Origin of the sequence: Asanoa siamensis (assembly GCF_016862555.1) — a bacterium.
Classification (GTDB): domain Bacteria; phylum Actinomycetota; class Actinomycetes; order Mycobacteriales; family Micromonosporaceae; genus Asanoa; species Asanoa siamensis.
Map to the genome: position 1 here is coordinate 1 of NZ_BONE01000209.1, position 887 is coordinate 887.

An 887-nucleotide genomic window follows, 5' to 3' on the forward strand; every position below is an offset into this window, starting at 1 on the left:
CGCCCCAGGCCGCAGGCCGCAGGCCACGCGCCACAGCGCAAGAACCCCAACGCCCCAGGCCGCAGGCCACGCGCCGCAACGCAAGACCCCCAACGCCGCAGGCCGCAGGCCACGCGCCGCAACGCAAGAACCCCAACGCCGCAGGCCGCAGGCCGCAGCCGAAGGCGGAGATCGCAACGTCGTAGCTGTCAGCGGCGATCGCGGTGGCCAGGTCCGCGCAGGAGCCGGCGCTGGGCTCGGCGATCCACGCCCCGCGGTGGCCGCCGGGTGCTAGAACACGGCAGCCCCCGCCATCGCGCGTAGGCACAAGGTTGCCCCTTTCGAACTCACCAGACATGAAACTTCGAACGGATCTTGCTCGTATATTGGCGTGTTCGATTAGCATTAATGGCTGGCTTTGATCGGGCGCCAAGCGGATAATTCTTGTATGCGGCAGCTGCAGTTGTTCGCCCCAGGAGAACTCGTTGGGATGCGCGATCGGACGGCGGCCCGCAGCTATTCTCCGGCCGGCGACGAATTCCGCCGCGAGCATGCCCGCCATCGCGCCTGGGGCTTAGCCAGACGTCATGCCACCAAATTCCTTCGGATCCACGCCGAGCCCACAACGGGCGTGCACCACGCCGACTCCGTCGTCCCTACGACGCCGAGCAAAATCGCGGGTTCGTTCTCAACCACAGTCGGCAGACGTAGGCCTCGAGCAGTCGACGCGGCTGACACCTCCGTAGCGGGCCGCGCCTCCGTCATCGGCCAGCCGCTTGCAGGTCGCGCCCTTGCGGCGGCGTCCCGCGGCGGCCAGCGGCCCGATGGCACTCGACCGCTCGGAGAGCGGAAAGAACAGTTCGGCGCGGCGGCAGAAGACCGAGACGTGCAAGGCGGCGCGGCGGCCG

The 887-nt window shown here is 68.8% G+C and carries 1 protein-coding gene; it reads right to left on the reverse strand.

All coding sequences use genetic code 11. The features are described from left to right. Positions 1–667: 667 nt before the first annotated feature. Positions 668–887: hypothetical protein (locus Asi02nite_RS41290; RefSeq protein ID WP_203719488.1), on the reverse strand; the 220-nt coding region annotated here is incomplete at its 5' end.